The sequence below is a fragment of the Phormidium sp. CCY1219 genome (assembly GCF_035615515.1).
In the GTDB taxonomy this organism is placed as follows: Bacteria; Cyanobacteriota; Cyanobacteriia; order Cyanobacteriales; family Laspinemataceae; genus CCY1219.
The window spans coordinates 1-3,106 of sequence record NZ_JAJENT010000682.1 but is presented as its reverse complement, the minus strand read 5'-3'; the positions used below and the strand labels follow the sequence as shown (position 1 = coordinate 3,106).

Sequence of the window (3,106 nt, the reverse complement as noted above, 5' to 3'; positions counted from 1 at the left end):
AGCCGGATGAGGTGAAAGTCTCATGTCCGGTTCTGAATGGGAGGTGAGGGTTGCGAAGCCCTCATCGACCCCTAATTAGATGTACCCTGATGGCTTCCCGCCCCGTTCCTGGAGCGGGAATTTTTATAATGGTTCCCCAGTGCGGCTCAGAGCCAAGATTGGCGTCGCCACCTTGCGGTTTTGCAGACCTTTTTCTCTGAGCCTAACTGGTTTTCTCAAAATCCAGCGCTACCGAATTAATGCAGTAGCGCAAGCCAGTGGGTTGGGGGCCATCGTTGAAGACGTGACCGAGATGAGCCTCACAGGCATTGCACAACACCTCGGTTCGGCGCATAAATAGACTGTTATCTTCTTCTTCTTTTACGTGTTCTTCATCGATGGGTGCCCAAAATGAAGGCCATCCGGTGCCTGAATTGAATTTGGTGTCGGAACTAAATAGTTCGGCGCCGCAACAGGTGCATTTGTAGACACCCTTTTCTTTATTGTCGTAGTATTTGCCGGTGAAAGGTTTTTCGGTTCCCTTCTTGCGCGTCACCTGAAACTCTTCGGGACTCAGTTGCGCTTTCCATTCGGCTTCGCTTTTTTGGACTTTCTCAACCATCGTTTCATCCTTAGTTTGCTGGGGTTGAACAGTTTTATTTTATCGTTGTGTGGATTTTCCTCTAGGTGAGGATAACCGCAACCGATCGCCCCTCTTTCAGTTTGCTTGTCCTTGCCGATCGCCGTTTTTCCATTGTCGGGGTGGAGGTTTCCACCTTTGAATCGCTACCCCAGGCGCGATCGCCTGCGGTTTTATAACCGAAGTATTCTGCCGGATAAAGCCACGGCGATCGCGCGGTTGTCGGGCTTTTTATTCTCGGGTCAGCCCTTGGCCAATCCCACCATAGTGGGGGGGGGGAGGTTGCCTTTCATGTTCGATTGAGAGAAAGCCTGTAGCCAGTCTTGGGGAGAAATTTTAAATTGAGATAGTTGGCCAATATCGCCACCGATACACAGTGGGCGATCGCCCCAGTGGTGAATGTTTCGATTTAGAGAATACCTGCGGTTTTTGCCCCTGGCACCTTGCGCGATCGGCCAAGTTGCACCCTCCGTGATTCCACTCCCCTCGTCTCATGTTAGTGGGATTCACGAAACCCTTGAGCTTCACACTCAAACCAACCCAATCGGGGCTGGATTGCGCCATTCTACGTTTTAGAAAACCAACAGAAGCTCCCTGCCGATTAAAATTTGCTTTAATGTATTCTCTCGAACCGTTTTATTGCCGATATTGGTTTATAATAATCGATTGGCTGGTATGAGAAAACTCCGCACTAGATTGCGAAGCAGGCCCTAACCCGATTTCCATAAACAGATGTAATGAAAGGGTGAGCAACATGGCTAAAATAAATCTTTCGAGCATAAGTAATGCGTTTTGAACTCGATGAGTCTTCTGGACTAACTCCCGCATCACTAGCCTACCATGATGGTGGTACTTTCTCAAGTATTGAAGGGCATTTCCGTTGAATTGACTAGCGCGATCGGCGGGTTTATCCGGATGAAAACTCGTTGATTGCTCCGGAGACACTCCCTGGTGGAAAGCTACGCCGCCCAAGGGAGGGAGTTGCCATATCGAACCGACCCTGTGTGGGGTTGGCGATGGTTTTGCAGCGGTATGGCTCAACCCCAGAAGCGGTAGGAGGGCGATCGCCGACGTGGTTTGCACAGAAAAAAACTCGGTACCCACAGGCAAATTTGCCCAGATTTTAAAGTTAGGGAGGACCGAGTTTAAATAAACTGGCTCTAGTAACGCAAATTTGCGCCACGCTTTTACTTTATCGAGCCGAACGTGACACCACTGATTTGTAATCCGAATCGCCCAAGCAAAGCGCTACGCGAAATAATCAACTCGCCTCAAGGCGGAGATTGAATGGTTTCGGGGAGATTGGGTAGCTGACAAGATTATTTTTCAAACAAACTTATAATTGCTCCTGTCGCCTCTTGCGGCTCGAGAACCCTTGGGGTTGTTTTCCCCGGATGGGGATGAGGCATGGGAAAAAAGCGCGTATTCTAAGCCGCTTGTTGTGTTTGGTTGCAGTTGCTCCCTTCATTTGCCGTGACAACGATCCACTTTCCGCTGCTGGGATCCCGATAGGTTTGATAGGGATTTGGGCGCAGTGTTTTGTCGTTATTTGCCGTTGACATTCTGATGTCCTCCTTCCATCGATTCGGGGTTTGATGCTTATTCTTTATGGTAGGAGGGTTTTCAATGGAATTCAGCGATCGAGATGGGGTAGGGGTGCGATCGATATCACCTTCCCTCCGTGAGTGGGCTTTGACCCCTCACCGCCCATCCCCCAGTCTCTGCCTCCCCCTTACCCTCTAACATTTTGACTTGTTTGTTTCAATTTCTGAAAGGGATTAGTGACAATTAAGTTTCAATCCCTGAAAGGGATTAGTGGAAATTGAGACTTGAGACTACGCGCCGGAGAGTCCCGGTAATGTATCACTAGTTTCAATCCCTGAAAGGGATTAGTTGAAATTGAGACTCTTTGCCCGATTTAGAAGATAAACACGCCTTATCTGTTTCAATCCCTGAAAGGGATTAGTGGAAATTGAGACTTGGCTGAATTAGTCAGAAGAAAGCTCAATAAAATCATTGAGTTTCAATCCCTGAAAGGGATTAGTGGAAATTGAGACACCTATACGGAGATTGGGTCTGGGAAGTTATCTTAGTTTCAATCCCTGAAAGGGATTAGTGGAAATTGAGACTCGAAATTAATTTCTTCCCCATTAGAGGTATAGAGTTTCAATCCCTGAAAGGTATTAGTGGAAATTGAGACGAATACAGGTGGCTATGGAAATCTCATAGAAATACGTTTCAATCCCTGAAAGGGATTAGTGGAAATTGAGACATGCTCAATACAGATATCCTTACCTTTAATCCTCCTGAAGTTTCAATCCCTGAAAGGGATTAGTGGAAATTGAGACAAGTAGGGGTTTAGAAATGGAAACAGTTTACCTAGTTTCAATCCCTGAAAGGGATTAGTGGAAATTGAGACAAAGAGGATTTAGGGATTTCTCCCCGCGATCGAGTAGGTTTCAATCCCTGAAAGGGATTAGTGGAAAT

At 47.2% G+C, this 3,106-nt stretch carries 4 protein-coding genes; 1 reads left to right on the top strand and 3 read right to left on the bottom strand.

Annotation, left to right across the window (positions count from 1 at the left end):
• Nucleotides 1-202: 202 nt before the first annotated feature.
• Nucleotides 203-601, bottom strand: a complete 399-nt coding sequence (msrB, locus tag LKK83_RS19945; RefSeq protein WP_324633061.1) for a peptide-methionine (R)-S-oxide reductase MsrB — start codon at nucleotides 599-601, stop codon at nucleotides 203-205.
• Between the two features lie 156 nt (nucleotides 602-757).
• On the opposite strand from msrB, the gene LKK83_RS19940 reads away from it, so the two are divergent.
• Entirely contained in the window at nucleotides 758-922 is a 165-nt protein-coding gene (locus tag LKK83_RS19940; protein ID WP_324633060.1) for a hypothetical protein, read from the top strand.
• A gap of 333 nt (nucleotides 923-1,255) precedes the next feature.
• On the opposite strand, the gene LKK83_RS19935 is transcribed toward LKK83_RS19940, so the two are convergent.
• Both LKK83_RS19935 and LKK83_RS19930 read right to left on the bottom strand, forming a co-directional pair.
• Complete coding sequence (locus LKK83_RS19935; protein WP_324633059.1) at nucleotides 1,256-1,702, bottom strand: hypothetical protein; 447 nt, start codon at nucleotides 1,700-1,702, stop codon at nucleotides 1,256-1,258.
• A 344-nt stretch (nucleotides 1,703-2,046) separates the two neighbouring features.
• Nucleotides 2,047-2,181 (bottom strand): hypothetical protein, encoded by a 135-nt coding sequence (locus tag LKK83_RS19930; RefSeq protein WP_324633058.1) that lies wholly within the window; start codon nucleotides 2,179-2,181, stop codon nucleotides 2,047-2,049.
• Nucleotides 2,182-3,106 lie beyond the last annotated feature (925 nt).

Excerpts from the sequence above, each read along its gene's own strand:
- msrB (WP_324633061.1), bottom strand. The coding sequence starts at position 601 with ATGGTTGAGAAAGTCCAAAAAAGCGAAGCCGAATGGAAAGCGCAACTG.
- LKK83_RS19930 (WP_324633058.1), bottom strand. The coding sequence starts at position 2,181 with ATGTCAACGGCAAATAACGACAAAACACTGCGCCCAAATCCCTATCAA.